Raw genomic sequence first — 26702 nt, 5'->3', positions numbered from 1 at the left:
GAATGGCTGAACCTATTTCCACGTCGTCCGCGACGGTCGCCGCGCTCGGCGTCGCCACGCTGTCGCTGTTTCCCGGCGTCGACGCCAACGTCGTCATGGGCGCGTTCGCCGGCTCGCTGCTGTTTGTGATGACGGCCGCCGATCCGTCGATTCCGAAGCGCATCGCGTTCTTCGTGATCTCGTTCGTCGCCGGGTGCCTCACGGCCGAGCTGTTCGCCGCCGCTCTCGACGCGGTGCTGCCGGCCCGCGTCGAGGTGCACGCCGGCATCGGCGCGCTGATCGCGTCCGCGCTCGTCGTGAAACTGCTGCTTTGGCTGATCGCCCAGGCCGATGCGCCCGATCGGCTGCTGAACGTGTTCAAGGGGAGGGAAAAGTGATGCTCACGACTGTCTACGTGACGCTGTGCGCGGCGCTCGCGCTGCGCCTTGTGACCTTCCGCCGTGGCACGAGCGCCCACCGGCCGCTCGCGGCATGCCTGGCGTACACGATCGCGGTCGCCGCCGGCGCCGCGCCGATCCGCGCCGCGTTTGGCATGCTGCCGCCCGCAAATTTGGCCGACACGGTGTTGGTCGGCGTCCTGTGCCTCGCCGTGTACGGTGTTCGCGGCAACGTCGTCGAGCTGTTCCACCGTGGCAACCCGCGCGACTCCCTGATCGCGCGCGTGCTGCAATTCAAGGTATGGGGGAGCCATGTATAAGACCCTGCGCCTCGGCGACCGCGGTGCCGACGTCAGTTACCTGCAGCGTCAGCTCATTGCAGCCGGCGCGCGCCTCGACATCGACGCGATCTACGGCAGCGCGACCCGTGACGCCGTGATGGCGTTCCAGGCCACGCACGGGCTGGTCGCAGACGGCATCGCCGGCCCGAAGACCTGGTCGACGCTCTCGGCCGGTCGGCGCGATCCGCGCCATCTCACCGACGCCGACCTGCAGCGTGCGGCCGATCGACTGCAGGTCGATCTCGCAGCTGTGCGTGCCGTCAATGAGGTTGAATCGAAAGGTGCCGGGTTCCTGCCTGACGGTCGGCCCGTGATCCTGTACGAACGGCACATCATGTACCGCCAGCTCGCGGCGGCCGGCCTGGACGCAGATGCGCTGGCGGCGAAGTATCCGGCCCTGGTCAACTCGAAGCGTGGCGGCTACGCAGGCGACGCGGCCGAATATGCGCGCCTGGCGAGCGCGTCGCAAATTTCGGCCGCTTGCGCGCTCGAGGCGACGAGCTGGGGGGCGTTTCAAATCATGGGCTTTCACTGGAAGGCGCTCGGCTACCCGGACGTGTTCGCGTTCGTGGACGCGATGAAGGTCAGCGAGGCCGAGCAGCTCGAGGCATTCGTCCGGTTCGTCCTGGCTGACAAGGTGATGCTCGCCGCGCTGCGCGGTAAGAAGTGGGCGAAGTTCGCCGAGCTGTACAACGGCAAGGCGTACGCGGAGAACCTGTACGACGTGAAACTCGAACGGGCCTTCGACCGCTACAGCCGGGCGGCCGCGTGACGACCGGCGCCCGTATCTTCGTCGCCGGCGCGATCGCGCTCGCCGTAGCTGCCGTCGTCATCGCGATCCAGCATGCGCGCCTGGTCGACGCCGGCCAGCGCGTCGACGGTCTTGCGCGCGACGTGCGCGATCGGACGGCCGAGCGCGACGCGGCACGCCGCGACGTGAAGGTTGTCACGCAGTACGTCGACCGCGTTCAGGTCGTCCGCGAGAAAGGCGACACCATCATCAAGGAGGTTCCCGTTTATGTGGCTCGCGAAGCTGATCGCGCCTGCGTTGTTCCTGTCGGGTTTGTGCGCGTGCACGACAGCGCCGCCGCAAACGTGCCGGTGGGCGATCCCGGAAGCGCTGATGCGGCCCCCTCGGGCGTTGCGCTCTCTGCAGTCGCCGCAACCGTCGCCGGCAACTACACCACCTGTCACGAAAACGCCGAGCAACTGATCGCGCTTCAGGCGCGCGTGCGCGACACGGAGGAACCGAACCCATGAACAAGCCTGACAGCCTGCGTGCGGCGCTCACGGCGGCGCTGCCCGAACTCGCGCGCGACCCCGAGAACCTGCACGTCTTCATCGAACACGGATCGATCGCCGTCACCGCCGCAAAATCGCTGTCGTTTGAATACGCGTATACGCTCGACATTGTCATTACCAACTACACCGGTCACTCGGATCACCTGATGGTGCCGATCATCGCCTGGCTGAAGATCCACCAGCCCGAGCTGCTGCTCAACCGCGATCTCTGTCGCGAGGGATTCAAGTTCCAGGCGGAGCTGATCGATAACAGCAAATCCGACGTCGAGATTCTGCTCAAGCTGACCGAGCGCGTCGGGGTCACGGAGCGCCCGGACGGCTACGAAATTCGCCACTTCGGCGAGCCGCCGATCGCGGGGACCTGATGGCCGATCGACTGTCCCGCGCCGAGGATTGGGCGGCCGGCCTGCTCGGCCAGCTCGCGCCCGCGCAGCGTGCGGTCCTGGCGAACGGGCTGGCCGCCGAGCTGCGCCGACGCCATTCACGGCGCATCGCCGAAGCCCGCAACCCAGACGGCAGCCGGTACGCGCCGCGCAAGCCGCAGGCTCGGCGCAAGAAGGGCCGCATCCGGCGTGCGATGTTCGCGAAGCTGCGCACCGCGCGCTTCCTCAAAACCGCGTCGACCGCCGACGCGTCGGTGCTGCATTTCACGCGCCAGGTCGAACGCATCGCACGCGTGCACCAGGAGGGTCTGCGCGATCGCGTCGAGCGCAACGGGCCGGTTGTCCAGTATCCCGCGCGCGAGCTGCTCGGCCTGGCCGACGCCGACGTCGCCCGGATCGCCGACGTCGTTCTCGACTTCCTGTCGCGATAGCGCGACGCTCCATCCATTCCTTCTGGGTCACGGTTGTTAGCCAGCCGTGTACAACCATTTTCGCGTGACCCTCTCCCGCGCGCGCGGCATCCTCGGTGCATGGATGATTTTGCTGACCTGAACCGCCGCATCGAGAGCCTGCTTCGCGAAGGCACCGTGATCGAAGTCGACCACGGCGCACGCCGCGTACGCGTGGAATCCGGCGGCCTGCAAACCGACTGGATTCGCTGGCTCGCGCAGCGCACCGGCGACAGCATCACGTGGGACCCGCCGTCGATCGGCGAGCCGGGCCTACTCTTCTGCCCGTCCGGCGAACCGACTACGGGCCTCTTCCTCGCTGGCGTGTATTGCGACGGCCACGACTCGCCCAGCTCGAGCCCGACGCATCACGTGCGCGTCTACCGCGACGGCGCACGCGTCGAGTACGACTTCGCCGCGCACGCACTCACCGCCACACTTCCGGCCGGTGCCACCGTGCACGTCGTCGCACCGGGCAGCGTCACCGTCGAAACGAATACCGCGACCGTCAAGGCTCAATCCGTGACGCTCGACGCCAACGATACGACTGTGACGGGCTCGCTGCTCGTGAAGGGGCCGCTCACGTTCGAATCCGGCGCGACCGGAAAAAATGGAGCTGGGACGGGCGGCGGCTCGGTCATTGAAATTCAGGGAAGCGCACACTTCACCGGCACCGTGACCGCTGATGCCGACGTGCAGTCGCTCGGCGTCAGCCTCGTGGGACATGCGCACCAGGCGCAAGGCGAGTTTGCGCCTACCTCGAAGCCGATTTCGGGTGGCGCATGATCGGCATGAACGCACGAACCGGCCGCGCGATCACCGGCCAGGCCCACATCGAGCAGTCGGTCGCGAACATCCTGTTCACGCCGCTCGGCACGCGCCTGGCGCGCCGTGAGTACGGTTCGCTGCTGCCCGAGCTGATCGACGGCCCGGTCAATCCAGTGATGCGCATGCGTGTGATGGCGGCGTCCGTCATGGCGCTCGCACGGTGGGAGCCGCGCATCCAGGTCAACCAGGTGGACTTCGGTAGCACGGGCATCGACGGCGGCGCCGTGCTCGAGCTGCACGGCGAGCGCACAGACGGCCCGCGCGCGGGCACCGCCTTCTCCATGCGCCTACCGGCGACGAACGGGCGAGGTGCTGCATGAGAACCACGCCGATCGATCTGTCGCAGCTCCCGGCACCGGACATCGTCGAGGAACTCGACTACGAAACGATCCTGGCCGAGAAGAAAGCGCGCCTGGTCTCGCTGTATCCGAAGGAACAGCAGGACGAGATCGCGGCCACGCTCGAGCTCGAATCCGAGCCGATGGTGAAGCTGCTGCAGGAAGGCGCGTACGAAAAAATGCTGATGCTCGCGCTCCTGAACGAGAAGGCCCGCGGCATCCTGCTCGCGTACGCGAAGCGCACCACGCTCGAGCACATCGGCGCCCTCTTCGACGTTGACCGCCTGCTGATCTCGCCGGGGGACCCCGACCAGGGTATCGATCCAGTCTACGAGGACGACGACAGCCTGCGCGAGCGTATCCAGCTCGCGCCGCGTGGTTTCTCGGTCGCCGGCCCTGATGACGCGTATGTGTTCCATGCGCGTGCCGCTGATGGGCGCGTGAAAGCAGCGACCGCCTACAGCCCGTCGCCATGCGTGATGATCGTCACGATCCTGTCGCGCGAAGGTGACGGCACGGCGAGCCAGGAGCTGATCGACATCGTGAAGAAGGCGCTTGAGAAGAAACGCCCGCAGGCGGACGAGGTCATTGTGCAGAGCGCGAAAATCGTCCGGTACGCGATCCGCGCGACGCTGCGATTCTTCAACGGCCCGGATCGTGCGGTCGCGCTCGCGGAAGCGCGGAAGAAAACGCAACTGTTCGCCGACTCGATGCACCGGCCGGGTTCCGAGGTCACGAAGGACGGCTTGTACGCGTCGATGCGCGTTGCCGGCGTCCAGAAGGTGTTGCTCGACACGCCGGCCGAAGGCGTGCCGATTGCCATCGACCAGGCGCCGTATTGCACGGGTGTCGAGCTGACGGACGGTGGGGTGGCCGATGAATAAGCCGGCCGTCTCCCTGCTGCCGCCGAACGCGACCGTGCTCGAGCGGCGCCTGGCCGAAGCCAACGCGGACGTGCTCGACATTCCGGTCGAGATCGACACGCTGATGGACCCGGATCGAATCCCGCTGCGCTTCCTGCCCTGGCTCGCATGGCACATGGGCGTCGATACCTGGCGCGATGAATGGCCCGAGCAGGTGAAGCGCGCACGCGTGAAATCCGCGATCCGGATCGCCCGCAAAAAGGGCACGGCCGATGCCGTGCGCGATGTGTGCGCGTCGTTCGGTGCGAACGTGGTGATGCGTGAGTGGTTCGAGAAAACGCCGCGCGGCGTGCCGGGCACGTTCGAGATCGTGATGACGGTCGGCGCGCGTGACGGCGTGCCGGCCACCGCGCAGTACGTCAACGACATTCGCGCCGAGGTCGATCGCGCGAAGCGCGGCACCGCCCACTACACCTTCACGCAGGGCTTCAGCATGCACGGCTCGATCGGCGTCGCTTGTGGCGTGCGCGCGGCCGTCTATCGCCGCCTTTCTCTCACGGATTAACGAACATGGCTGGAAACCTCATCTACATCACGGACGCCGGCCGCGCCGCACTGGTGGCGCCGGGCAACACGGGGACCACCGCGCACCAGGTCGCGCAGATTGGCCTTGCCACGGCGGCCTTCGTGTTCAAGCCGGACATGACCGCACTGCCGAACGAGTTGAAGCGCATCACGACGTTCGGCGGCGACACAGTCGCGAAGGACACGATCCACATCGTGATCCAGGACGACAGCGCGGACCAGTACAAGCTGTACGGGTTCGGCCTGTATCTGGACAACGGCGTGTTGTTCGGCGTCTACGTGCAGAACGATCCGATCCTCGAAAAGGCGGCGGCCTCGATGCTGCTGCTGGCCGCCGATACCGTGTTCGCCTCGATCGACGTGACGAAACTGGTTTTCGGGCCGACGTCGTTCCTCAATCCGCCGGCAACCACCGAACGCAAGGGCGTCGTCGAACTGGCGACACAGGCCGAGGTCGACGACGGCACGGACGACTCGCGCGCCGTAACCCCGAAGACTGCAGCCGCGCGATATGCGCCGCTCGTGCGGCCGCAGCTCACCGGCCCCGTCACGATCACGTCGACGTCGACCGACCAGGACGGGCAGCTCTCCGTAGCCGCGGCGTCCGGCGCGTTGAATCGCGGCGCGAAGATCCGCTTCCATGGAACGTTCGCTGCTGGCACGACAGATACCAATGCCCGCCTCATCGCATCGATCCGCGCCGGCTACGACGGCGGCACGTGGGGCCGGGAATACCTCGATTTCTGGATCAACCGCACGCCGAACGATGCGAACAGCGACGCGAACCAGATTCGCGCAATGCGGATCACTTACGGCGGCAGGATCGTCGTCGGCAATCGCGAAGACGACGGAAAAACCGCGCTTCAGGTTGGAGGCGACAGCGCGTTCACGGGTGGCATTTCGTCGTCCGGGCTCGACGCGGGCGGCGCCAACATCCGACTGCGCAACGGCCGCGACGTGCTGCTGCGCAACGACGGCTCGAATTTCTATCTGCTGCTGACCAACAACAGCGATCCGGGCGCATCGTGGAACGGCTACCGACCGTTCACCATCAACATGGCAACGGGTGTCTTGTCACTCGATGATACGGGTGCCGGGACGTATATCGGTGGCCAGTTGAACGTCAAGGGCATGCTGAACGTCGGCAGTGGCAACAACGAGGGGCGTGCGCTCATCGGTGCGAGCGGCGGGTATTTCTTCGGCAATGCAACGGAGGCCGGGTTCTACCTCCCTTCGAATGGTGCGATGTTCGCGCTCAACTTCACGCGGAAAAACCTACACGTCAATGGGAAGGACGTGTGGCACGCGGGCAATCTCCCAAGCCCCGCGCAGACGACCGGTATCACCATGTCTGGACAAATATTGGCGGCCGAAGGCAGCGTGACGGCCCCCGGCATCTCGTTCGTGAACGACGGCGCACCGGACACGGGCTTCTTCCATGTCGCTGACGGGGCGTTTGCCGTTACGAACAACGGTCGGGAAACAATGCGGTTTCTCGCCGGCGAGCCGAATCGCGTCCTCATCGGCACGACCGTCGACGATGGGCACATGCTCCAAGTTGGCGGTAACGCGATCACGCGCGGGCTGCATCGATTCGGCACCGGCTCGACGACCGCATGGGCTAACTGTAGTGGCGCTTGGGGCTACTTCCGCTCGAACGGAAATGTGTCGGTCGGCAGTGAAGGCGCGACGGGCGTCTTGCAACTGATTGCCGGCAACTCCGAGATCGCGAAGCTCGTGCCGGGCGGTCGGATGACGATCGGCGGGACTGCCGACGATGGTGTGAACGTGGCGCAGGTAGCCGGCAGCATGCGCGCGGCGAACTACTTCATCGCCAGTCAGGGCACTGGCGACTCGGGCTTGATCGGGATTTACAAGGGAGCCAACGGGCCGAACATCGGCTTCTATGGCTCCGCCACCATCGGCGCAGGAGCAATTACGTTCAGCGCTGGCGGCACCGAGCGTGCTCGTGTAACCGACAACGGAAAATTCGTGGTCGGCAAGACTGGCGACGACGGTAGCGGCGCGATCATTCAAGCAAACGGCGGCGTAAAGGGTGTGAGCGGCGTCGGTGCGCTGGTCGCATCCAACGGTTCCGGCACGGGCCAGACTTCGATCATCATGCGGCGTGAAGGCGGCCCGGTAGATCAAAAGCAATGGGAAGTGCTTCACGGTGGGGATGGCGCGTTCACCATTCGCACCGTGAACGATGGATACAGCCTGTCGCGGGACGTGTTTTACGTTACTCGCGGGAGCGGCATTGCGGCCGGCAACATGGGGCTGATGCCGAACGGCGGGCGCGTACTGATCGGCGGCGCCGTTGACGATGGATCGATCCTCAATGCGGAAGGGCTCGTGCGCGGACGCGGATATGCGGTCGATGGTGGAGCCTCGTGGGCGACGATCTACTTCAAGAATGGCGCGAAGACCCGCTTCGCGATTGGCAAGTCGGATACCGACGACTTTGCGATGACCGCGTGGGCCGACGATGGCATCGCGCAGTCCAAGGTACTTGATATCGCCCGTGGCACGCAGGTTGTTGCGTTCTCGAAACGTCCAACGTGGGCGGGCGGTGCTGTTCCATACGACACCGGCAACTTCGACCCGAATTCGAAGGTGAACAAGGCCGGTGACACGATGACCGGCGATATCCGCATCAAGCAGCCGAACAACACAGAGGCGCGCGGCCTCGTGCTCGCTCGCGCCGATGGTACTGCGCAGGCGTGGTTTCACGCGACGGCCAACGGCAACTATTCGGCGTGGGCGACCATGAATCCGGATGGGTCGTGGAAGTCGAACCCGATCACCGTCTATAACGCGGACAACCGGGTGCAGTTCAATTCCGATATCCATGTCACGGCACTTTCGCGCTTTTACAACAGGCCGACTGTGAACCGCGACGGTTGGCAGGCCGATATCGGTCTGCGGAACAACCTGCCGGGTTACGACTCGTGGACGTTCCTTCGTGCGCGCGCCGGCGGCGGCATGGAAATCATCAACAACGCGTACGACGCGATCACGTGGGCCGTTGATGACTGGGGAACGATGTACATGCGGGGACAGGAAACTCTCCGCACTGACGGAAACCTGCGCCTCGGGTGGCGTGGCCGCTGGCTCGGCGACGAAATCGATGACATCTGGAAAAACATCGGGGGCAAGGCCAACGCCGGAGCCACCTGTCAGCCGACCGGCGAGCAGGCCGAGTTCGGGCCGATCAGTCAGAGGGCCGGCACATGGAGTGTGGATTGCCCCGACTCGTGGGTAATGATGGGTTTGCGCACCGACGACTGGGGTGTCGACGCGACCCCGAGAACGCTATATATCCGTGCAAAGCGAATGAAGAATCAGTGAGTCTAGAAATGATTGAACACGTACTGCTCATGATGGCAATCGAGGAACGTTGGCCGAATCTCGTGCATGGGCGCGACTATTGGGTACGCCATCCACTTGATCCGAAAACCGGACTTCAAAGCGGCGACGCACTCATTGACACATGGAATTCCTCGATCCCGTGTCCGGACGACATTACTGAGCTGCTCAAGCGCGCCGAAGAACTGCGACCGGTTCTGGCCGCTAAAAAGGCGGAGCAGCAGGTACGCGACAAGCGGGATTCGCTTCTGCGGGCCTCCGATTGGACGCAGGCATCCGATGCGCCGCCCGATACCCGTGAGAGGTGGGCGGAGTATCGGAGCGCGCTGCGCGACGTACCGCAGCAGGCCGGATTTCCGCTGAATGTTGTTTGGCCGCAGGCCCCCACCCCCCAAAACTGACACACACCACCAGGAGTTTGAAATGGCAATCAAGAAAAACGTTGTTCTCGCACTGACCGGCGCGACGGCCGGCTACCACGTCATCGGCAACGTGACGCTCGACGTGTTGAGCCGGACCACGGTTGCATCGATCAACAGCTACGTGTCGGAGGACACGTACAAGGCGGGCAAGCAGCCGCTGCAGCTCTCGTCGACCATTTCCGTCGAAGGTGTACCGGAAGAGAACGAGGGGGCGGTGCCGTACATTCACCGTCGCTTGATCGAAGCGAAGCCGGACGACGAGAAACCGGCGGCTGATCGACCGATTATGTACAACGCGCTCGACCGCTACATGCTGGCCGGTGGCGAGATCGTCGCCTAAGTAACGTATCGGCGACATAGGTAGGAAAGGACGCGGCGACGTGCACGATGCTGGAACATCATGCACGCCCCGCACCAGCAGAGCATACCTGCAGGATTGGCCAGGGCCGCGACACCTCTCGAGAGGCGCCGGCATCCTAGCACAGGCAGGAATCACCCCATGCAGGACATCCGATGCGGAAGCTGTAACCGCAAACTCGGCGCCGGCGAATACGTCCGGCTCACCATCAAATGCCCGCGTTGCGGTGCAATGAATATTCTGAGGGCCGCGAGCCCCTTACCCGCAGGCCACCGAGCCTCCGATACCAGGGAATCGCCCCATGCAACACACACTCTCCGCTGATCTGATCAACCGCGTGCACCAGGCCGACGCACTGGGCGTCATGCGCGCGCTGCCCGACGCGTGCGTCGACCTGGTCTTCACCGACCCGCCCTACTCGTCCGGCGGCACCACGAGCGCTTCGCGCAGCCAGGCGCCGTCGAGCAAGTACATCGGTGGCGACGTGAAGACCGTCTATCCCGAATTCCAGCACGACAGCAAGGACCAGCGATCGTGGACATTCTGGTGCATGACCTGGCTTGCGGAAGCCTATCGCGTCTGCCGCAACGAAGCGCACCTGGCCTGTTTCGTCGACTGGCGCCAGTTGCCGAGCCTCACCGATGCGATCCAGGGCGCCGGCTTCACGTGGCGCGGTGTCGCCGTGTGGGACAAAACGAGCGGCCGCACCCGGCCGCGCATGGGCGGCTTCGCGCAGCAGACAGAGTTCCTGGTCTGGGCGACCAAGGGCGCCGTGCGCCGCGCCGACGTGTATCTGCCTGGTGTGTTCTCCGAGCGCCTCGCGCATCCGAAGCGCCATATGACCGAGAAGCCCGCGCAGCTCGCGCGCGACGTCGTGCGCCTGGCGCCGGCCGGCGGGGTTGTCCTCGATCCATTCGCGGGGTCGGGCACGTTCCTCGCAGCAGCGAAGGAAGCTGGCTTGAACTGGATCGGTTGCGAGCTCGAACCGAGCTACCACCAGGTTGCGACCGCGCGCCTGGCCGAGCTGGACGTGCTGCCCGTCGCAGCGTAGCGACACCCTGCAGCGGCTTCGGTTGTGCCTTGCCGCTACACAACCTCCCGCGCGTGTTCTCCGCGCGCGCGGAAGGCAATCTTTCGGAAGGCTCACTTCCGGGAGAAAAGCTTGCCTTCTGATTACCACCACGGCGTACGCGTCATTGAGATCAATGACGGTACGCGCCCCATCCGCACGGTCAGCACGGCCGTGATCGGCCTGGTCAGCACCGGCGACGACGCCGACGCTGCTACGTTCCCCGAAAATCGCGCCGTCCTCATCACGGACGTGCGCGCCGCAATCGGCCGCGCCGGCACGAAGGGCACGCTCGCGCGTTCGCTCGACGCGATCGCGGCGCAGACCTCGCCGCTGATCGTCGCCGTACGCGTGCCGAGCGGCAAGGACGCGGACGCAACGACCAGCAACGTGATCGGCACGACGACCGCGGACGGCCAGTACACCGGCATCAAGGCGTTGCTCGCTGCGCATACCCGGCTCGGCGTCAAGCCGCGCGTGCTTGGCTGTCCGGGTCTCGACACATTGCCGGTCGCGACCGAGCTGGCAACGGTCGCTCAACAGCTCCGGGGCTTCGCATACGTCAACGCGTTCGGTGCGAAGACGAAGGAAGAAGCCGTCGCCTACCGCGCGAATTTCGGCCAGCGCGAGCTGATGACGATCTGGCCGGACTTCGTGAACTGGAACACGACGACCAACGCCGAGGACATCACCTGGGCCACGGCGCGCGCGCTCGGCATGCGCGCAAAGATCGACGAGGAGACCGGCTGGCACAAGACGATCTCGAACGTCGTCGTGAACGGCGTCACCGGCATCAGCCGCGACGTGTTCTGGGAACTCCAGGACCCGAACACCGACGCCGGCTACCTGAACAGCCACGACGTCACCACGATCGTGAACGCGAATGGTTACCGTCTGTGGGGATCGCGCACCTGTTCCGAGGACAAGCTGTGGGCGTTCGAGAACTACGTGCGCAGCGCCCAGGTGATCGCCGACACGATGGCCGAGGCGCACCTGTGGGCGGTCGACCAGCCGATGAGCAGCACGCTGATCCGCGACATCGTCGATGGTGTGAATGCGAAGTTCCGCGCGTGGAAAACCGCCGGCTACCTGATCGACGGCGAGTGCTGGTTCGACCCGGCCGCCAACGACAAGGATTCGCTCAAGGCCGGACAGGGCTTCCTCGACTACGACTTCTGCCCGACCCCGCCGCTCGAAAATCTGACGTTCCGCCAGCGCATCACGGATCGCTACCTGCTCAAGTTCGCGGAAAGCATCGCCGTTTGACGGCCCGGCACTCACCATAGGAAAACGCAATGGCTCTGCCATCCAAACTCAAGAATTTCAATGTGTTCGAGGACGGCGTCTCGTTCGTCGGCGAAGTGCCCGAGATCCAGTTGCCGAAGCTCACGCGCAAGATGGAGGCGTATCGCGGCGGCGGCATGAACGCCGAGGTCGACATCGACCTCGGCATGGAAAAGCTCGAGCTGGGCGTCACGATGGGCGGCTTCATGAAGGAGATGTTCAAGACGTGGGGCACGTCGAAGATCGACGGTGTCACCGTCCGATTTGCCGGCTCCTATCAGCGCGACGACACCGAGGAAACCGATGCGGTCGAGGTGTACGTGCGCGGCCGCTACAAAGAGATCGACCCCGGCAAGGCGAAGGCCGGCGACAACGCCGACCAGACCGGCACGATGTCGTTGTCGTATTACCGCCTCGTCGTCAACGGCGAAACCCTGATCGAAATCGATATCCCGAACTTCGTCGAGATCGTGGGCGGCGTCGATCGCCTCGCGCAGCAGCGCCGCGCGCTCGGCCTGTAATTCCCCTCCATCACCCATTCAGGAAACACACCATGCAATCGAAGCAATCCGTCGTCATCACGCTCGACACGCCGATCACGCGCGGCGAGCAGGAAATCACCGCCGTCACGCTGATGAAGCCGCTCGCCGGCGCGCTGCGCGGCGTCGCGCTCACCGACGTCCTGCAGCTCGATGTGATCGCGCTGTCGAAGGTGCTCCCGCGCATCAGCGACCCGATTCTCACCACGCAGGACGTGCTGCGCCTGGACCCGGCCGACCTGCTGCAGCTCGGTACGGAGGTGGCCGGTTTTTTGGTGCCGAACTCGTCGAAGGTGGACGCCTCCCTCGATCCGTCGACGACGTGATGGCCGACATCGCGCTCGTGTTTCACTGGTCTCCCGAAGTGATGGCCGCTATGTCGCTGCCCGAGCTGATGGACTGGCGCGAGCGCGCGCGTGAACGCTACGAACAGGGTGACGAATGAGCGATCGGTCTCTCCGCCTCGAGGTCGTGCTCAAGGCGCTCGACCAGGCGAGCCGGCCGATTCGCGAGATCGCCACCAAGAACCGCACGCTCGTGAAGGAGCTGCGGGACTCCCGCTCGCGCCTCAAGGAACTCAACGATACGCAACGGCGCGTCGGCGAGTTCCGCGAAATGCGCACGGGGCTCGCGAACACCGCGACGAAGCTCGCTGACGCACAAAACAAGGTCAAGGAACTCGCGACGTCGCTGCGCGCGTACGGGCCGCCGTCGCAACAGATGGTTGCCGAGCTGGCGAAGGCGCGGCAGGCCTCGTCGAAGCTCGGCGCCGCGTTCAAGAAGCAATCCGCCAGTGTCGACGAGCTGCGCAATCGGCTGACCCGCGCTGGCGTCGACACGGGCAGGCTCTCCCAGCACGAGCGCACGCTGCGCACCGACATCACCGCAACGACCGGCGCGATCGACGCTCAATCGCGCCGGCTCGACGCGCTGAACACGCGGCAGAAGCGCATCGTGGATGCGCGCGTCAGGATGGGCGCCGTACGCGGCGCAGCGGCCGAAATGGCGATCGGCGGGTTCGCCGCGCGTGCGACCGGCTCGCACATTCTCAACGATCTGCGCGAGCCGCTCGCCGAGGCGAAGAAGGTCCAGAACGAGCGCGGCCGCATCCAGGGGCTCGGCCTGGGCGACCGTGCGACGCAGGACGCCGAACGCTACGTGCGCGCGATGAAATCGCCGGGCGTTGCTATCGCCGAGAACATGACGCTGATGCGCGACGCGATGTCCATCTTCGCGGACGAGCATCACGCGCAGATGGTGATGCCAACGCTCGCGAAGATGAAGTTCGCCAACGAGGCGATGTTCGGTGCCGGTCAGGGGCACGAGAACGAAGAGAAGTTCATGAACATGCTGAAGGTGATCGAGCTGCGCGGCGGCACGAAAAGCGAGGCAGCGTTCAAGGGCGAAGCGAACATGGTCCAGCAGGTGCTGACCGCGACGGGCGGCCGCGTCGGCGGCGACGAGTGGCGCAACTTCATCCAGACCGGCAAGGTCGCGGCGAAGCAGATGCGCCAGGACGCGTTCTACTACCAGATGGAGCCGCTGATTCAGGAAATGGGCGGGCACGCGGCCGGCACCGGCGTGCAGGCCGCGTACAGCAACCTGATGCAAGGCAAGACCACCGTGCGCGCGGCGAAGCGCCTGGTCGAGCTGGGCCTCGTCGACAAGAAGTCGGTCGAATACAACACGATCGGCAACGTGAAGCGCATCAAGCCGGGCGCGCTGATCGGCGGCGACCTCTTCAACGCGTCGCCGTTTGAGTGGATGGAGAAGGTGCTGCTGCCGAAGCTGAAGGCCAAGGGCATCACGTCGGACGCGAAGATCCTGGAGGAATTCTCCACGATCATGACGAACGGCAACGGCGCGAACCTGTTCGCGACGATGTTCATGCAGCGCGAGCAGATTCACAAGAATGAAAAGCTGAACCGTGGCGCGTATGGCATCGACAAGCTGCACGAGCTGGGCCAGAAGCAAACCGAAGGGAAGGAGCTGATCGCGCTCGAGAAGGTGCGCAACCTGCGCACCGTCATCGGCGAGCAGGTGCTGCCCGTGTACAACCGCGCGCTCGAGCTGACGACGAGCGTCCTCGAGCGGCTGCTCGGCTTCGCGAAGGAATACCCGAGTTTCACGCGTGCGATCGCGATCGGCGCGGCCGGCCTCGGCGTGCTGCTCGCCGTGCTCGGCACGTTGACGATCGCGCTCGCCGGCATTCTTGGACCGCTGGCGATCGTACGCTTCAGCATGTCGATGCTCGGCATTCAGGGCGGCGCCTTCGTGCGCGCGCTCGGGGCCAGCGCTGGCGCGCTGCGCGGCATGTCCCGCGCGGCGTCAGGCGCGGCGTCCGGCGTGACAGCCGCCGGAAAGAGCACGCAGTCGGCCGCCGGGCGTATTCGCGCCGCGCTGTCGGGCGCGTGGGCGGCGTCGTCGCCCCGCGCTGCAGCGTCGTCGCTGCGCGCCTATATCGCGTCGCTGGCGCAGCGCGTGCCAGCCGCATGCCGGGCCGCGAAGGCGTCGATCCGGGAATGGGGCGTGTCGGCTGGGACCGCGATGAAGGATGGCGCCGTCGCCGCGCGGCAGTACACCGTCCAGATGTGGCGCGCCGTCGCGGCGCAGGCGGCCGCGACACGCGCGGCCGCGGCGTCGCGCTTGACGGCGGCTCGCGAGTACGTCGGCCGGCGTGGCGCGTCCGGCATGGCCGTCGACGCGGCGCGCGGCGGCCTCGGCCTGGTCAAGAGCGGCACGATGGGCGCGATCAACGGCGTGCGTGCGGCGCTCGCCGGGCTCGCTCAAACGCTGCTGTTCGTCGGCCGCGCCGCGCTGATGAATCCGATCGGACTGGTGATTGCCGGCATCGCGCTCGCCGCGCTCCTGGTCATCCGGTATTGGGAGCCGATCAAGGCGTTTTTCTCTGGCTTCTGGCAGGGGCTGACCGACGGCCTGCGCCCGCTCGCGCCGATCTTCAGCGGCGTGCTCGCGACGCTCGGCGCGGCGTTCGCGCCGCTGAAGCCCGTGTTCGACTGGCTGGTCGGCGCCGTGAAGAGCGCATGGGACTGGATCACGCGTGTGGTGGGACCGGTCGACGCGAGCAAGAAGAGCCTCGACGCAGCGGCCAGCGCCGGCAGGGGGTTCGGCGCGTGGCTCGCGGATATCGTGGTTGTCGCGGCGCAGGCTGCTGCACGCTTCGTCGACTTCGGTGCGAACCTGATGTCCGGCCTGGTCAACGGCATCAAAGGCGGCCTGGGGTCGGTGAAGGATGCGATTGAGTCGGCCGGCGGCAGCGTGATCGGCTGGTTCAAGGAAAAGCTCGGCATCCATTCGCCGAGCCGTGTGTTCGCCGCGCTCGGCGGCTTCACGATGGCGGGCCTCGACCAAGGTCTGCGCGAAGGCCAGGACCGGCCGCTGTCGACCGTGCTCGAGATCGGCAAGCGCATCGTCGCCGCCGGCGCCGGCATCGGCATCACGGGCGCGGCGATCGCTGGCAGCGCCCCGCTCACCGTCGACAACCGGCCGCCGCTCACGGTCGCGTCGACCGGTGCCCGCGCGCCCGTCGCGCCGGCGCCGATCACGATCCAGGTGTATGCGGCGCCCGGGATGGATGAGCAGGCGCTCGCGCAGAAGGTGCTGCAGGTGATGCGCCAGGAACAGGCCGCGCAGGCCGCGCGCGAGCGCTCGCGTCTGCGTGACCGGGATTGAAGGAGAGGTTCTCATGATGATGGCGCTCGGGCTGTTCGTGTTCAGCCTGTCGACCCTGCCCTACCAGGAGCTGAAACGCCGGCGCGGCTGGCGCTTCGCCAGCAACAACCGCGTCGGCAAAAAGCCCGCCCGGCAGTATGTCGGCGAGGACGACGAAACCATCAGCCTGTCCGGCGTGCTGCTGCCCGAGCTGACCGGCGGCGACATGTCGCTCGCCGTCATCGAAGCGATGGCCGACCAGCACACCGCCTGGCCGCTGATCGAGGGCACCGGCCACATCTACGGCATGTTCACGATCGACAACATCGATACGACGCGCACGCTGTTTTTTAGCGACGGCACCGCCAGGCGCATCGAGTTCACCATTGCGCTGACACGTAACGACGATCTCGACATGCTCGGCATTGTGACCGACGCCATCAAGGGGGCGATCTCTCTGTGAACCTGACCGACATCCCCGGTGCCGAACTCGTACAGCAGGTCGTGTTGGCCGACGATCGCGTGCCGCGCGCGATCTACTCGATCACGCTCAACGGCAAGAACATCACGAAGAAGTTCGACGGTCGGCTGATCTCGCTGACGCTGCAGGACAACCGCGGCTTCGAAGCGGACCAGCTCGATATCAGCCTCGACGATGCTGACGGCGCCCTCGAAATCCCGAGTCGTGGCGTCACGCTGAAGCTGTCGATCGGCTGGGCCGGCGCGGCGAACGGTCTGGTCGACAAGGGCGAATTCGTGGTCGATGAAGTTCGGCACACTGGCACGCCGGATGTGCTGACAATCCGCGCGCGTAGCGTCGATCTGCGTGCCGGCCTGTCGATCAAGAAGGAGCGCTCATGGCATCGGCAGACGGTCGGCGCGATCGTGCGCGCGATCGCCAGTCAGAACAAGGTCGAGGCGCGTATCAGCAAGGTACTGGACGGGCAGCTCGTCGACCACATCGACCAGACGGCGGAGTCAGACGCCAACCTGCTGTCGCGCCTGGCGAAGATGTTCGACGCGATCGCCACCGTGAAGAACGGGCTGCTGCTCTTCATCAAGGCCGGCGAAGCGACCACGGCGAGCGGCAAGCCATTGCCGGCCGTCACTATCACGCGCGACGTCGGCGACCGTCACGAGTTCGGCGTCGCCGATCGGGACACGTATTCCGGCGTGCAGGCCTTCTACCTGAACACGCGCACCGCGAAGAAGCAGTCGACCACCGTGAAGCGGCGCCGGCGTCGCAAGACAGCGAAGAAGAAGCCGATCGACAAGAGCGGCGACGTGTTGTTCGGCACGGCCGAAAACGTGAAGACGTTGCGCCACACGTACGCAAACAAGGCAAACGCGACGCGCGCGGCGAAGGCGGAATGGGAGAAGCTGCAGCGCGGCGTCGCGGAATTCAGCATTGTGCTGGCGCTCGGCCGCCCCGAGCTGATGACCGAATTGCCTGTAACCGTGCGCGGTTACAAACGTGTCATTGATGATTGCAACTGGATCATTGCGCGCGTTACACATTCGATCGACGGTAACGGCGGATTTACATCGGACCTCGACCTAGAGGTCAAGGCGAGCGAGGTGCCGGAGATCGACACCTCGGAGGCAGGCTGACGTTACGTCAGTAACAGGTCGCGGATGTTGGATAGGCTCAACATCGCGCTCGTCACCTGGGCAAGCAGCACCGCGCGCTCACCGGCCGACAAGTCGCGCACAGCACGCGCCTCGCGGTTCCCGGCTAGAGTGGAACTGGCGCGCCCACATTGTGCGGCTATCGTGGCCTCAGTACAGCGTCGGATTACCCCGTCCTCGGCTGTTGCATTTCGGAATTGCGGCTCTTGCGGCTTGTTACTCACAACGGCTTCCTCTTCGGATATTTTGAGAGGCGCTACGACGTGAAACGGCATTCACGCGTGCTGTAACGCTGCTCCATTTTCGTGCTTTTTTCAGACAAATGGAATGAAGGAGAAAGCCCCGTGAAAGTTAGGAAAACGCCTAACTTTCGCGGGCTTTCCCCCGATCACTCGTCCCCGCCCCTGCGAAGCGCGCATTACGGCAACAACAACTACCGCTCGAATCATGGTTTCCCGGACGACTTCCCCTCGGCTCAACTGGAATCTGCTGCGCGCATACAGCGAGATCGCGCGCTATCGCAGCATTTCGGAAGCGGCGCAGGCTATGGGAGTGCAGCGGCCAACCGTCAGCGAGAAGGTGTCCGCGCTCGAGCGCGTCCTCGGCCGCCCGCTGATGGAGCGTCGTTCAGGAAGCGACGGGTTTCGGCTTACCGAATTCGGAACGCAGCTCCGCAGCGTCGTTGCGCGGTTCGATCGTGAACTCGCTGCGTTGTGCGAACTGTCTGGTGAGGAATCGACCGGCATGACGACGATCGACGTGTTGGGGGAAGTCGAAACAGCGATGGCGGCGCTCGAGCGCGCCGCAGAGACACTTCGTCAGTCCTGATCTTTCATACCGCTCTTACGCGGCGAACGCGCGCCCTTCGGGCGCACTGCGTCTGCCTGTGCCTCTTTGAGCGCCTGCAGCGCCGCAGCATCCAATTTCGCTGCTCGATTTTCAGCAAGACGCGGAAGCCGCTTCGCCGGCGCGCCCGAGATCGTCATCGTGCCCGCAAGCAGGAAGCCATTGATCGACGCCTGAACGGCCGTGCGGCCGATGTCGTTCAACTGGCGAAAGCCGTCGAGCAGCTCGGCCTCATCGTCCGGGACCGGCGCCCCCTGTGTGCGCTCGCCGGTGATGACGTACAGCACGTCGACCCCGACCTTCGAAAGCGCCGCCAGGTAGTTCGCATCGGGCGATCGGGCATCGGCTTCGTAGTTGAACTCTGCCTGTTTTCCGAGCCCGCCGAGCGCAGCGAACTCCGCCTGGCTCATGCCAATGCGCATCCGCTCCTCCCTCAGTCGTAATCCGATTGTTGTATCCGACATCTTGCGTAATCGTTTTGAGTAACTTACACTTCACTTATCCCTAGTGAAGCACTATCGAAATTGAGTATACCCGCCATGACTACCCACAAAGGCCCGCGGCGTGCGCCGCCGGGCGTCATGTCCAGCAAGACCGTTTCGCTGCGCCTCCTTCCCGCAGAGCGTGCCCAGCTCGAGCAGCTCGGCCGCCAAGAACGGCGTTCGCTGTCGAGCCTCGCGCGTCTCATCTATCTCGAAGGGCTCCCCCTCTACCTCGCCAAGATGTCCTCGTTTGAGGACACCACGGGCAACGTTTCCGCAAGCTGAACCCGAGGTGACCACCATGTATCCGGATCCAAAACGCGTCCGCGACAACCGCCTAATGGTGCGGTTCGACGACTACGAATACGCCCTCATCACCGCGCTCGCCAACTACCAAGGCGAGGCCGCCGCAACGCTGATTCGCCAGATGGTTTTGCGCGAAGCCGCTGAGGCTCTGATACCAGCGTGCAATGTAGCCCACGAGCACGGCTGAAAACAGCAGCCCTAGAGCAGCCGATCCAATGCCCGAAATCGAACTCACATTCACCGAGCAAGAAGCCGAACTACTCGAACGCGTCCGACAGCAGGAAGGTCTTGCGACGATCCAGCAAGCGGCCGAATGGCTCGTGAAGCGACGACTGCGCAACGGTGCGCGTCGCCTCACCGGACGAAACCGGGCGCTTTACGCCGTAACCAACAGCCGTAACTAACGCGGCAGTCTCCGACAGGAAGTCACGATGAAATTGAAGTGTCACCACTGCGGCAGCCGCGCCGTCATTCGAACCAGCCGCACGCTGTCCGCTCTCGTTCGCGAGGCGTACTGCCAGTGCACCAACATCGAATGCGCGACGACCTACAAGATCCACGTCGCGACCGTCCATACGATCGCGCCGAGCCTCAACCCGAATCCGCACGTGTACGTGCCGATCGGCAAGGTTGATCGGCTTCCGACCGATTCGCGACAGCTCCCGCTGCTCGACGCCTAAGCCCTAACCCGCTGTTTCGCTGAACACCCATCGCGCCCGCTCTGCGGGCGTGAGGGACTCCTTTTGCCTGAAATTTCTTGGAGGCCGTATGCAAACGCTGATCCACGCTCCGCTCGCCGCGCTCGCTGCATCGATGTCCTACGACGAACGCGTCGCCTACCTCAAGAAGATCTCCGTCGCCGATGTGCGCGCCGACGTGTTCGTGCGCTCGGCGACCGCGCTCGGGTTCCGCGTCACCTGGGACCACGCAAACGGCACGCCGATCCTCGCATGGCTGCACTGACCCTCCACGCGATGCGCCCCGCCCTCACCGAGCTCGAGCTGCGCGCGACATGGCACCGCCTGCACATGGTCGGCGACTTCGACTCACTTCACCCGGCCGCTCGCCGCGCCTTCGAATGCACGGCGAGCGTGTGGCGCGATCGACAGCCCGCGTCCCCGCCCGTCGACGGGAAACGCCGCGCTGCAAACGACTTCGACTGACCCATCCGCGCCGGCCGCCGGCGCACACACTTGGAATCACACCATGAAGCCCTACGTTTTCGGCATCGGCGTGCTGCTGATGCTCTCCTTCTCCCTCACTGGCGCATACAGCCTGGCCGCCGACGTGCTGCGTCTGTTCGACGTTCGATACGCCCGTTCGATCGCTTTCGTGATCGGCGCAGTCGCGATGATCGTCCTGGTCGCGGCGTTGGCCTGGTCCGTCCCGCCGCGAGGGTAATGCGATGACGTCCAACGTAAAGCAATCCTCTTTCCGATTCGTCAGCGCCGCCTACAGCGAAGTGCTGTTCACCATCCACCACGACGGCCGCATTACGATCGCCGACCACCTGACCGTCGACGACGCAGCTCGCGAATTTTGGAACGCCGTCCGGCGTCTGAATCCGCTCACGCTACCGCTGGTAGCTCGACGCGATCTCACCCAGAACGACATCGATGAGCTGCGCGCGGCGTTCGCATCGAGGCGTAGCGCCAACGTCATGCGTCTGATACCGGACGTCGCGACGGATCACCGCGAGCAACGTATCCGCATCGTCGTCGGGAAGCTCATGTCGCACCACGGATACGCACAGGCGAATCCGGACCAGGACGTCCTCGAGCTGCAGAGCCCGCGCGCACGTGCCTGGGTTTCGCTGGCCCGCGCAATCGTCGACGCGCTGTTTCCCGGTCAGGAGGGCTGATACGTGAACCACGAGCCCACCATCCGCTACGAGCTGCTGACGACGGCCGGCCTGCGCACCGTCGCCGGCGATCACGTCGTCGTCCCGAACGACGCCGGCGCTGCCTTCGGCATCCACGCCGAGCCGCACATGCGCGACGGCCACCCCGAAAAGTGGATCGTTACGCACCTGGCCTCCGGCCTGCGTATCGGCCACGGTGCGACGCGCACCGCCGCGCTCGCGAGCGCGACGTCGAACGTCGAGCGCAACCGGAATCGCCTGCGCACCATGCTCGACCAGGCGACGACCTCGCGGTACGAGCTGCAGCATGCCGTTCAACGCCTGCAACAAAACCATCACGACATCCTCGGAGGCGCCGCAGCATGACGCACACGACTACACCTCACGACGCCGCGCTCGCGGCTTCCATCGCGGCAGCGGCCGACGCGCTGCGCTTCGACCACGAACCCGGCGGCCTGCAGCGCGTCGCGGTGCTCGCGCTGTTCGTCAGCGTGCTCGGCGATCGCCTGGCGCTCGCCTTCCCGGCGTCGGCCGGCGCGCTGCGCGCGCTCGTCGACAGCCCCGCGACACCCGGCAACCCGGCCGCTCTGTCCCTGCATCAACCGCAACAGCAATAACGATGGCCACGATCGACGAACTGAAACAACGCATCGACCTGCACGACCTCGCCGACCGCCTGGGCTTGAAGCGAGGTCGCGGCGGCGACCGCGCGCTGTACCACTCGCCGCAGCACGACGACAAGAGCCCGTCCCTGTCGATCTACGTGAACCACCCCAAGCACGGCACCGGCTGGCGCGACCACAGCGCCGACGTCGGCGGCTCGTGTATCGATCTGGTGATTCACGCGCGCGGCGGCACCGTCGCCGACGCGGTGCGCTATCTGCACGACGCGTACGGCTTTCCGCTCGATCGGCCGGCGCCGGCCGAGCGCCGCGAGAAAACGACCGTCGAATACATCGCCGATCGGTGCTTGGCCGAGCGCGACCAGGTGCGTGACTACCTCGGCGGCCGTGGCATTTCCGCCGCCGCGATCGACGCGGCGATCGCCACGCGTGCGCTCGGTTTCAATACGTGGACAAGCTCGAAGGTCGCCGTCGGCGAAGTCGGTCACGCCGGCCCGGCTGCTGCATTCATCGTCCGCGCACCGGGCGACGCGCGGGTCGTCGCCGTGGACATGCGCTACGTCGATCCGGCGCTCAACGGCGGCGTCAAGACGCAGACCCAGGGCGACAAGGCCGGCTACGGCTGGACCGCCGACCTTCGCCGGCTTGACAAGGCGAAGCGCGTGTTCATCGTCGAAAGCGCGATCAATGCGCTGTCGATCGATACGTGCGCGATCCCTGGCGCCGCTGCCCTGGCGCTACGCGGCCTGGCGAACGTCGACGGCATCGACTTCACGTTCCTGCGCGGCAAGCAGGTTGTGATCTGCCTGGACAACGACGAGCCGTTCGCGGACGGTCACCCGCGCGCCGGCCGCCGTCCTGGTCCCGAGGCTGCGTGGGCGCTCTACGAACGACTGACGGCGCTGAACATCAGCGCGATGCTCGTCGACCAGGCCGGCTGGCTGGCCGACCTCGCGGACGGCGAGAAAACCGCGAAACCGATCAACGACGTCAACGACTACCTGCAGCTGCGCGGCCCGCTCGAGCTGTCGCGGGCGCTCGAGCAGCTCGAGCCCTGGCTCATCGCGGGCCTCGCCGGCGACGCCTCGCGTCGCGGCCGGCCGCGCATCTTCCTGCCCTCACACGACTTTGCGCAGTACTGGCGCTTCCGCGTCCGGCCGGACTTCACCAGCTACATCACGAAGATGGACCGTAACGAAGAATCGGGCGTCGAAACGCCGGTCATAACGGATCTGTGCGGTTTCCGTATTGCCGGCATCAGCCGCGTGTCGGTCGCGAGTGCGACGTCGACTATGACGGGCGACGCCGACCAGGCGCCCACCGTCTACTTCGCAGTGTCGGTCCAGGCGCCGCGCCACGGCGCGCAGCTCACGCGTCGCGTCATGCTCGACGACCAGCTGCACAACGTCGACCAGTGGGGCAAGTTCGGCCCGATCTGGGCGCCGGCGCCGTTCAAGCGCATGGTGAACATCCTGGAACGCGGCGCAGACCTCGGCGCGCGCCAGGCGGCGAACTTCGTCGGGCTCGCCTGGCGCGACGGCCGCCTGATCGTCAACGAAGGCCCCGATTGCTACTTCACCGAAGCCGACAAGCAGTGCCCGTATCACAACCTGACCTTCCCGACCGGGCCGGCCAGCGACGCGCGCCGCGTCATCACCGCGTACCAGGCGACGTTCAAGCAGAACGCCGCGACGATCCCGCTCGTGTGGGCGCTCGGCGGCCACCTGAAGGCGTTGCTCGGTTTCTGGCCGCACATCACGATCCAGGCGAACAAGGGGGCGGGTAAGTCGACGCTCATCAAGCGCCTCGAGCGCACGCTCGCGTTCACGATGTTTTCCGGGCAGTCGCTGCAGACCGAGTTCCGCCTGCTGACCAGCATCAGCCACACCAGCCACCCGGTCGGATGGGAAGAGCTGTCGGCGCGCCGGCAAGACGTGATCGACAAGGCCGTCGGCCTGCTGCAGGAGAACTACCAGTACACCGTGACACGGCGCGGCACCGACATGACGGAATACCTGTTGTGCGCGCCCGTCATGCTGGCCGGCGAGGACGTGCCCGTGCGCAGCCTGCTCGGCAAGCTCGTGCGTACGACGCTGACCGGCAAGCGCGGTCCGCTGATGCCGGACGACCTGCCGCGCTTCCCGGTTCGCCAGTGGCTCGAATTCCTCGCCGGCCTGGACAAGCGCGCCGTGGCCGACCAGTACACGACGTTGCGCGACAAAGCGCTGGCCAACTGCCGCGCGAGCGGCGAGGACGACGGCGCGAAGCGGATGGCTGGCAACTATGCGGCCGTCGCCCTCGCCTGGCGCTACCTGTGCGAGTTCGCCGGCATGGACCCGACCGAGGGGGACTTCCCGCGCGACCTGCTCGCGGAAATGAACGGGCACATCGCCGAGACGAGCGCCGATCGCGAGCCGTGGGTCTGGATCATGGAAACCGTGCTGTCGGAGATCGACGGCGGCAACTACAAGCACCCGTTCACCTTCGATACCGTCGACGGCGAGTTCTGCCTGCTGCTGCGCACCGGGCATGTGATGGACCACATCGCCCACACGAGCGCGCTGCGCGACAAATGGAACGGCCTGCCGGTCAAATCCGACCGCGTGTTCAAGGCGCAGCTCAAGCACGCCGGCGTCGTGGTCGGCGAGAAGGAAGTCGAGCGGCGAATCTACACCCGGCGCGTCCCGTACCTCACCCCGATCTCGCTGGACCGCCTGGCCGGCTTCGGGCTGCACGTGTCGATCCGTGAGGACCTGGCGACCGACGCACGGCAAGGGGTCGCAGCGTGACGCCCTCTCAGCCGACGCGGCCGCCGTGCGGCCGTACCCCTTCCCTCATTACTTCCGGCCGCGTAGCGGCCCTGTATTCGGGTTTCCGGTGCGTGCGTCGATGCGCGCAGCAGTCGGCGCACGCTGTCACACGGCCGCCGTGCTGTCCGGTTCCCCCCGTACCCCCCGCAAGTCGAAACGGCCGGGGAACTGCGCTCGCCTTGAAGAAGGGGGGCCGTGCGAGCCCGTTTTTTCACAGGGAACGGGCAGGCAGCGCACGTGAATCGTGGTTTTCGGGTCTGTCCGCTCGTAAGTCTTTGATTGTTGAGAAGAGTGCCGCCGTGAATCGTATTCGAATTGCCACTAGTCGAGGCGTTTTTGCCACTAGTCCGGTTTTTTCGCCGGCCGCCGTCGGCCCTTTTTCTCTTCTCTCTAATTCATTGAAAAAGAAGAAGAAAGAATACGAAGAAGGGCAAGAAGTCAGCCGAAAAGCCGTGCCACGAGTCGAGCGCTTTTTGCCACGAGTCGCGGACGCTGCCTATTTTTTAGGCCACGAGTCGGAAGGGGGTGCCACGAGTTTTTCGTGGCAAATGATGGCAAGCAAAAACCTTACAAATCAGTCAGTTACCCATGAAAAGCAGGGTGTGCCACGTATCCACGAGTTGTTTTGCCCCTCCCCCCGCCGCGTCGCGCTCGGGGGATAGCCCGATGAACACCGTGAACCTCGAACAAGCCGCCGCGCTGCTCGGCGCGCACCCCGAAACGGTGCGCCTGAAAGCGAAGGCCGGCGCGCTGCCTGGGCGGAAGGTCGGCAAGCGCTGGATGTTTTCGACAGTTGCCCTGCAGCGTTACCTCGCCGGAGAATGGATTCCGCGAGTTGTGCAGGGCGACCCGCAGGAGAAATTTGAATCATGTCGCTCTATAAACGCAGTAACAGTCCCAACTGGTATTACCGTCTCACCCCGCCTGGCGGCGGTCCGGTCGTACAAGGCAGCACTGGCACCAGCAACAAAGCCCAGGCGAAAGAACTGCACGATCGGCTGAAAGTCGATCTGTGGAACCAGGCGAGGCTCGGCCACAAGCCGCGCTACACCTGGAACGACGCCGTCGTGCGCTATGTCAGCGACCGCGAGGGGCTGTCGAGCCTGGAAACGTCGAAAACGCACCTGCGCTGGCTTGACCAACACCTGTCCGGCGTCGCGCTGGCCGACATCGACCGCAACCGCATCGACGCGATCGCCCTCGCCAAACGGAGGGAACCGAAGGTGATCCGAACGAAGCACGGGCTCGTGGCCACCGACGAGTGCGTCAGCGCCGGCACCGTGACGCGCGTAATCGGCGTGCTGAAAGCCGTGCTGAATGCGGCCGTCGAGTGGGAATGGTTGGACCGCGTGCCGGCCACGAAGCGCACGAAGGTCGTGCAGAAGCGGATTCGCTGGCTCACGCCGGCCGAGGCCGAACGGTTACTCGCCGAACTGCCGGATCACCTGGCCGACATGGCGCGCTTCGCGCTCGAGACCGGCTTGCGCCGCTCGAACGTGACCGGGCTGCAGTGGTCACAGGTCGACATCGTGCGGCGCGTAGCCTGGATCCATCCGGACCAGGCGAAGGCGAAGAAGGCGATCACCGTGCCGCTGTCCGACACGGCGATCGCCGTGCTGCTGCGCCAGCGGGCGAAGAAGCGCGCGCCCGAGTTCGTCGACAGCGTGTTCGTCTACCACGGCCGGCCGGTCTATCAGACCGTGACCGAAGCCTGGCGCAAGGCGTTGAAACGCGCCGGCATCCGGGACTTCCGCTGGCATGACCTGCGCCACACCTGGGCGAGCTGGCATGTGCAGCGCGGCACGCCGCTGCAGGTGTTGAAGGAGCTGGGCGGGTGGGAAACGCTGGAAATGGTGCAGCGCTACGCGCACCTGTCAGCGGACCACCTGACGCAGTGGGTGCAGTCGCACACGCAGGCCGCCGACCTGCACGTCGTCGCCGGCTGACTGTAATTTCACTGAAGTGG

Annotated in this window: 37 protein-coding genes and 1 pseudogene; 37 read left to right on the top strand and 1 reads right to left on the bottom strand. The window is 65.4% G+C overall.

Going from position 1 to position 26702, the window contains the following annotated elements:
• Positions 1-2 precede the first annotated feature (2 nt).
• From MMB92_RS17885 to MMB92_RS17775, 23 genes are all read left to right on the top strand, one after another.
• Entirely contained in the window at positions 3-377 is a 375-nt protein-coding gene (locus MMB92_RS17885; RefSeq protein WP_012327676.1) for a putative holin, read from the top strand.
• Entirely contained in the window at positions 377-697 is a 321-nt protein-coding gene (locus MMB92_RS17880; RefSeq protein WP_277562832.1) for a phage holin family protein, read from the top strand. Before MMB92_RS17885 ends, MMB92_RS17880 begins: the two co-directional genes overlap by 1 nt.
• Positions 690-1490 (top strand): N-acetylmuramidase domain-containing protein, encoded by an 801-nt coding sequence (locus MMB92_RS17875; protein ID WP_124637161.1) that lies wholly within the window; start codon positions 690-692, stop codon positions 1488-1490. The genes MMB92_RS17880 and MMB92_RS17875 overlap by 8 nt, the downstream gene beginning before the upstream one ends.
• Positions 1487-1978 (top strand): hypothetical protein, encoded by a 492-nt coding sequence (locus MMB92_RS17870; protein ID WP_124637163.1) that lies wholly within the window; start codon positions 1487-1489, stop codon positions 1976-1978. Before MMB92_RS17875 ends, MMB92_RS17870 begins: the two co-directional genes overlap by 4 nt.
• Positions 1975-2385, top strand: coding sequence for a phage tail protein (locus MMB92_RS17865; protein WP_124637165.1), 411 nt, complete (start codon positions 1975-1977; stop codon positions 2383-2385). Before MMB92_RS17870 ends, MMB92_RS17865 begins: the two co-directional genes overlap by 4 nt.
• A complete protein-coding gene (locus tag MMB92_RS17860) occupies positions 2385-2834 on the top strand; it encodes a phage virion morphogenesis protein (protein ID WP_277562831.1) in 450 nt (149 codons plus the stop codon). The genes MMB92_RS17865 and MMB92_RS17860 overlap by 1 nt, the downstream gene beginning before the upstream one ends.
• Before the next feature lie 99 nt (positions 2835-2933).
• Entirely contained in the window at positions 2934-3638 is a 705-nt protein-coding gene (locus MMB92_RS17855; RefSeq protein WP_277562840.1) for a phage baseplate assembly protein V, read from the top strand.
• Positions 3635-4000, top strand: a complete 366-nt coding sequence (locus tag MMB92_RS17850; RefSeq protein ID WP_124637169.1) for a GPW/gp25 family protein — start codon at positions 3635-3637, stop codon at positions 3998-4000. Before MMB92_RS17855 ends, MMB92_RS17850 begins: the two co-directional genes overlap by 4 nt.
• Positions 3997-4902: a baseplate J/gp47 family protein gene (locus MMB92_RS17845; protein WP_124637171.1), complete on the top strand. Its 906-nt coding sequence runs from the start codon at positions 3997-3999 to the stop codon at positions 4900-4902. The genes MMB92_RS17850 and MMB92_RS17845 overlap by 4 nt, the downstream gene beginning before the upstream one ends.
• The gene (locus MMB92_RS17840) at positions 4895-5446 is read left to right on the top strand and encodes a phage tail protein I (RefSeq protein WP_124637173.1); all 552 of its coding nucleotides are present in this window, start codon (positions 4895-4897) and stop codon (positions 5444-5446) included. The genes MMB92_RS17845 and MMB92_RS17840 overlap by 8 nt, the downstream gene beginning before the upstream one ends.
• A 5-nt stretch (positions 5447-5451) precedes the next feature.
• Positions 5452-8817: a phage tail protein gene (locus MMB92_RS17835; protein ID WP_277562830.1), complete on the top strand. Its 3366-nt coding sequence runs from the start codon at positions 5452-5454 to the stop codon at positions 8815-8817.
• A gap of 8 nt (positions 8818-8825) precedes the next feature.
• A complete protein-coding gene (locus MMB92_RS17830) occupies positions 8826-9236 on the top strand; it encodes a tail fiber assembly protein (RefSeq protein WP_221623829.1) in 411 nt (136 codons plus the stop codon).
• Positions 9237-9258: 22 nt separating this feature from the next.
• Complete coding sequence (locus MMB92_RS17825; RefSeq protein WP_124637175.1) at positions 9259-9597, top strand: hypothetical protein; 339 nt, start codon at positions 9259-9261, stop codon at positions 9595-9597.
• A 60-nt stretch (positions 9598-9657) separates the two neighbouring features.
• On the top strand, positions 9658-9939 hold the full coding sequence (locus MMB92_RS35285) for a Com family DNA-binding transcriptional regulator (protein WP_346828520.1): 282 nt from the start codon (positions 9658-9660) through the stop codon (positions 9937-9939).
• Positions 9917-10666, top strand: coding sequence for a site-specific DNA-methyltransferase (locus tag MMB92_RS17815; protein WP_124637177.1), 750 nt, complete (start codon positions 9917-9919; stop codon positions 10664-10666). The genes MMB92_RS35285 and MMB92_RS17815 overlap by 23 nt, the downstream gene beginning before the upstream one ends.
• A gap of 111 nt (positions 10667-10777) precedes the next feature.
• On the top strand, positions 10778-11950 hold the full coding sequence (locus MMB92_RS17810; protein WP_124637179.1) for a phage tail sheath protein: 1173 nt from the start codon (positions 10778-10780) through the stop codon (positions 11948-11950).
• Positions 11951-11979: 29 nt separating this feature from the next.
• Positions 11980-12489: a phage major tail tube protein gene (locus tag MMB92_RS17805; protein ID WP_124637181.1), complete on the top strand. Its 510-nt coding sequence runs from the start codon at positions 11980-11982 to the stop codon at positions 12487-12489.
• A gap of 32 nt (positions 12490-12521) precedes the next feature.
• Positions 12522-12833, top strand: a complete 312-nt coding sequence (locus tag MMB92_RS17800) for a phage tail assembly protein (RefSeq protein WP_124637183.1) — start codon at positions 12522-12524, stop codon at positions 12831-12833.
• Positions 12833-12952, top strand: a complete 120-nt coding sequence (locus MMB92_RS17795; protein ID WP_081053425.1) for a GpE family phage tail protein — start codon at positions 12833-12835, stop codon at positions 12950-12952. The genes MMB92_RS17800 and MMB92_RS17795 overlap by 1 nt, the downstream gene beginning before the upstream one ends.
• Positions 12949-16200: a hypothetical protein gene (locus MMB92_RS17790; protein ID WP_277562829.1), complete on the top strand. Its 3252-nt coding sequence runs from the start codon at positions 12949-12951 to the stop codon at positions 16198-16200. The genes MMB92_RS17795 and MMB92_RS17790 overlap by 4 nt, the downstream gene beginning before the upstream one ends.
• A gap of 13 nt (positions 16201-16213) precedes the next feature.
• Entirely contained in the window at positions 16214-16642 is a 429-nt protein-coding gene (locus MMB92_RS17785) for a phage tail protein (RefSeq protein ID WP_085539747.1), read from the top strand.
• Positions 16639-17790: a phage late control D family protein gene (locus tag MMB92_RS17780; protein ID WP_277562828.1), complete on the top strand. Its 1152-nt coding sequence runs from the start codon at positions 16639-16641 to the stop codon at positions 17788-17790. The genes MMB92_RS17785 and MMB92_RS17780 overlap by 4 nt, the downstream gene beginning before the upstream one ends.
• A gap of 465 nt (positions 17791-18255) precedes the next feature.
• Positions 18256-18636: a LysR family transcriptional regulator gene (locus MMB92_RS17775; protein ID WP_105866079.1), complete on the top strand. Its 381-nt coding sequence runs from the start codon at positions 18256-18258 to the stop codon at positions 18634-18636.
• On the opposite strand, the gene MMB92_RS17770 is transcribed toward MMB92_RS17775, so the two are convergent.
• A complete protein-coding gene (locus MMB92_RS17770; RefSeq protein WP_277562827.1) occupies positions 18627-19118 on the bottom strand; it encodes a helix-turn-helix transcriptional regulator in 492 nt (163 codons plus the stop codon). The two genes, MMB92_RS17775 and MMB92_RS17770, sit on opposite strands and share 10 nt — an antisense overlap.
• 75 nt (positions 19119-19193) lie before the next feature.
• On the opposite strand from MMB92_RS17770, the gene MMB92_RS17765 reads away from it, so the two are divergent.
• The 14 genes and pseudogenes from MMB92_RS17765 (at position 19194) to MMB92_RS17700 (ending at position 26682) form a co-directional block, all read left to right on the top strand.
• Positions 19194-19421, top strand: a complete 228-nt coding sequence (locus MMB92_RS17765; protein ID WP_257757078.1) for a hypothetical protein — start codon at positions 19194-19196, stop codon at positions 19419-19421.
• Positions 19422-19437: 16 nt separating this feature from the next.
• Positions 19438-19629, top strand: a complete 192-nt coding sequence (locus MMB92_RS17760) for a hypothetical protein (protein ID WP_012327650.1) — start codon at positions 19438-19440, stop codon at positions 19627-19629.
• Positions 19630-19657: 28 nt separating this feature from the next.
• Positions 19658-19846 (top strand): hypothetical protein, encoded by a 189-nt coding sequence (locus tag MMB92_RS17755; RefSeq protein ID WP_017923636.1) that lies wholly within the window; start codon positions 19658-19660, stop codon positions 19844-19846.
• Positions 19847-19873: 27 nt separating this feature from the next.
• Positions 19874-20122 carry an ogr/Delta-like zinc finger family protein gene (locus MMB92_RS17750; protein ID WP_006757081.1) on the top strand — a complete coding sequence of 83 codons (249 nt, stop codon included), beginning with the start codon at positions 19874-19876 and terminating at the stop codon, positions 20120-20122.
• 88 nt (positions 20123-20210) lie between these two features.
• Positions 20211-20405, top strand: coding sequence for a hypothetical protein (locus MMB92_RS17745; protein ID WP_277562826.1), 195 nt, complete (start codon positions 20211-20213; stop codon positions 20403-20405).
• Positions 20393-20605 (top strand): hypothetical protein, encoded by a 213-nt coding sequence (locus MMB92_RS17740; protein WP_277562825.1) that lies wholly within the window; start codon positions 20393-20395, stop codon positions 20603-20605. Before MMB92_RS17745 ends, MMB92_RS17740 begins: the two co-directional genes overlap by 13 nt.
• A gap of 43 nt (positions 20606-20648) precedes the next feature.
• Positions 20649-20843: a hypothetical protein gene (locus MMB92_RS17735; RefSeq protein WP_069245885.1), complete on the top strand. Its 195-nt coding sequence runs from the start codon at positions 20649-20651 to the stop codon at positions 20841-20843.
• A 4-nt stretch (positions 20844-20847) separates the two neighbouring features.
• The gene (locus tag MMB92_RS17730) at positions 20848-21303 is read left to right on the top strand and encodes a hypothetical protein (RefSeq protein WP_277562824.1); all 456 of its coding nucleotides are present in this window, start codon (positions 20848-20850) and stop codon (positions 21301-21303) included.
• 3 nt (positions 21304-21306) lie between these two features.
• Positions 21307-21669, top strand: coding sequence for a hypothetical protein (locus MMB92_RS17725; RefSeq protein ID WP_277562823.1), 363 nt, complete (start codon positions 21307-21309; stop codon positions 21667-21669).
• Complete coding sequence (locus tag MMB92_RS17720; protein WP_105391624.1) at positions 21666-21920, top strand: hypothetical protein; 255 nt, start codon at positions 21666-21668, stop codon at positions 21918-21920. The genes MMB92_RS17725 and MMB92_RS17720 overlap by 4 nt, the downstream gene beginning before the upstream one ends.
• A 2-nt stretch (positions 21921-21922) precedes the next feature.
• Positions 21923-24715: a toprim domain-containing protein gene (locus MMB92_RS17715; RefSeq protein ID WP_069245881.1), complete on the top strand. Its 2793-nt coding sequence runs from the start codon at positions 21923-21925 to the stop codon at positions 24713-24715.
• Between the two features lie 320 nt (positions 24716-25035).
• Positions 25036-25398 carry a hypothetical protein gene (locus tag MMB92_RS17710; RefSeq protein WP_277562822.1) on the top strand — a complete coding sequence of 121 codons (363 nt, stop codon included), beginning with the start codon at positions 25036-25038 and terminating at the stop codon, positions 25396-25398.
• A pseudogene (locus MMB92_RS35280) lies at positions 25325-25540 on the top strand (helix-turn-helix domain-containing protein); the annotation flags it as partial. The gene MMB92_RS17710 and the pseudogene MMB92_RS35280, both read left to right, overlap by 74 nt.
• Before the next feature lie 65 nt (positions 25541-25605).
• Positions 25606-26682 carry a site-specific integrase gene (locus MMB92_RS17700; protein WP_277562821.1) on the top strand — a complete coding sequence of 359 codons (1077 nt, stop codon included), beginning with the start codon at positions 25606-25608 and terminating at the stop codon, positions 26680-26682.
• Positions 26683-26702: the final 20 nt, after the last annotated feature.

The sequence above is a fragment of the Burkholderia sp. IO2 genome, from assembly GCF_029522185.1.
GTDB lineage: Bacteria > Pseudomonadota > Gammaproteobacteria > Burkholderiales > Burkholderiaceae > Burkholderia > Burkholderia cenocepacia.
The sequence above is the reverse complement of the archived record's forward strand: the minus strand, read 5'-3'. Positions and strand labels throughout refer to the sequence as shown.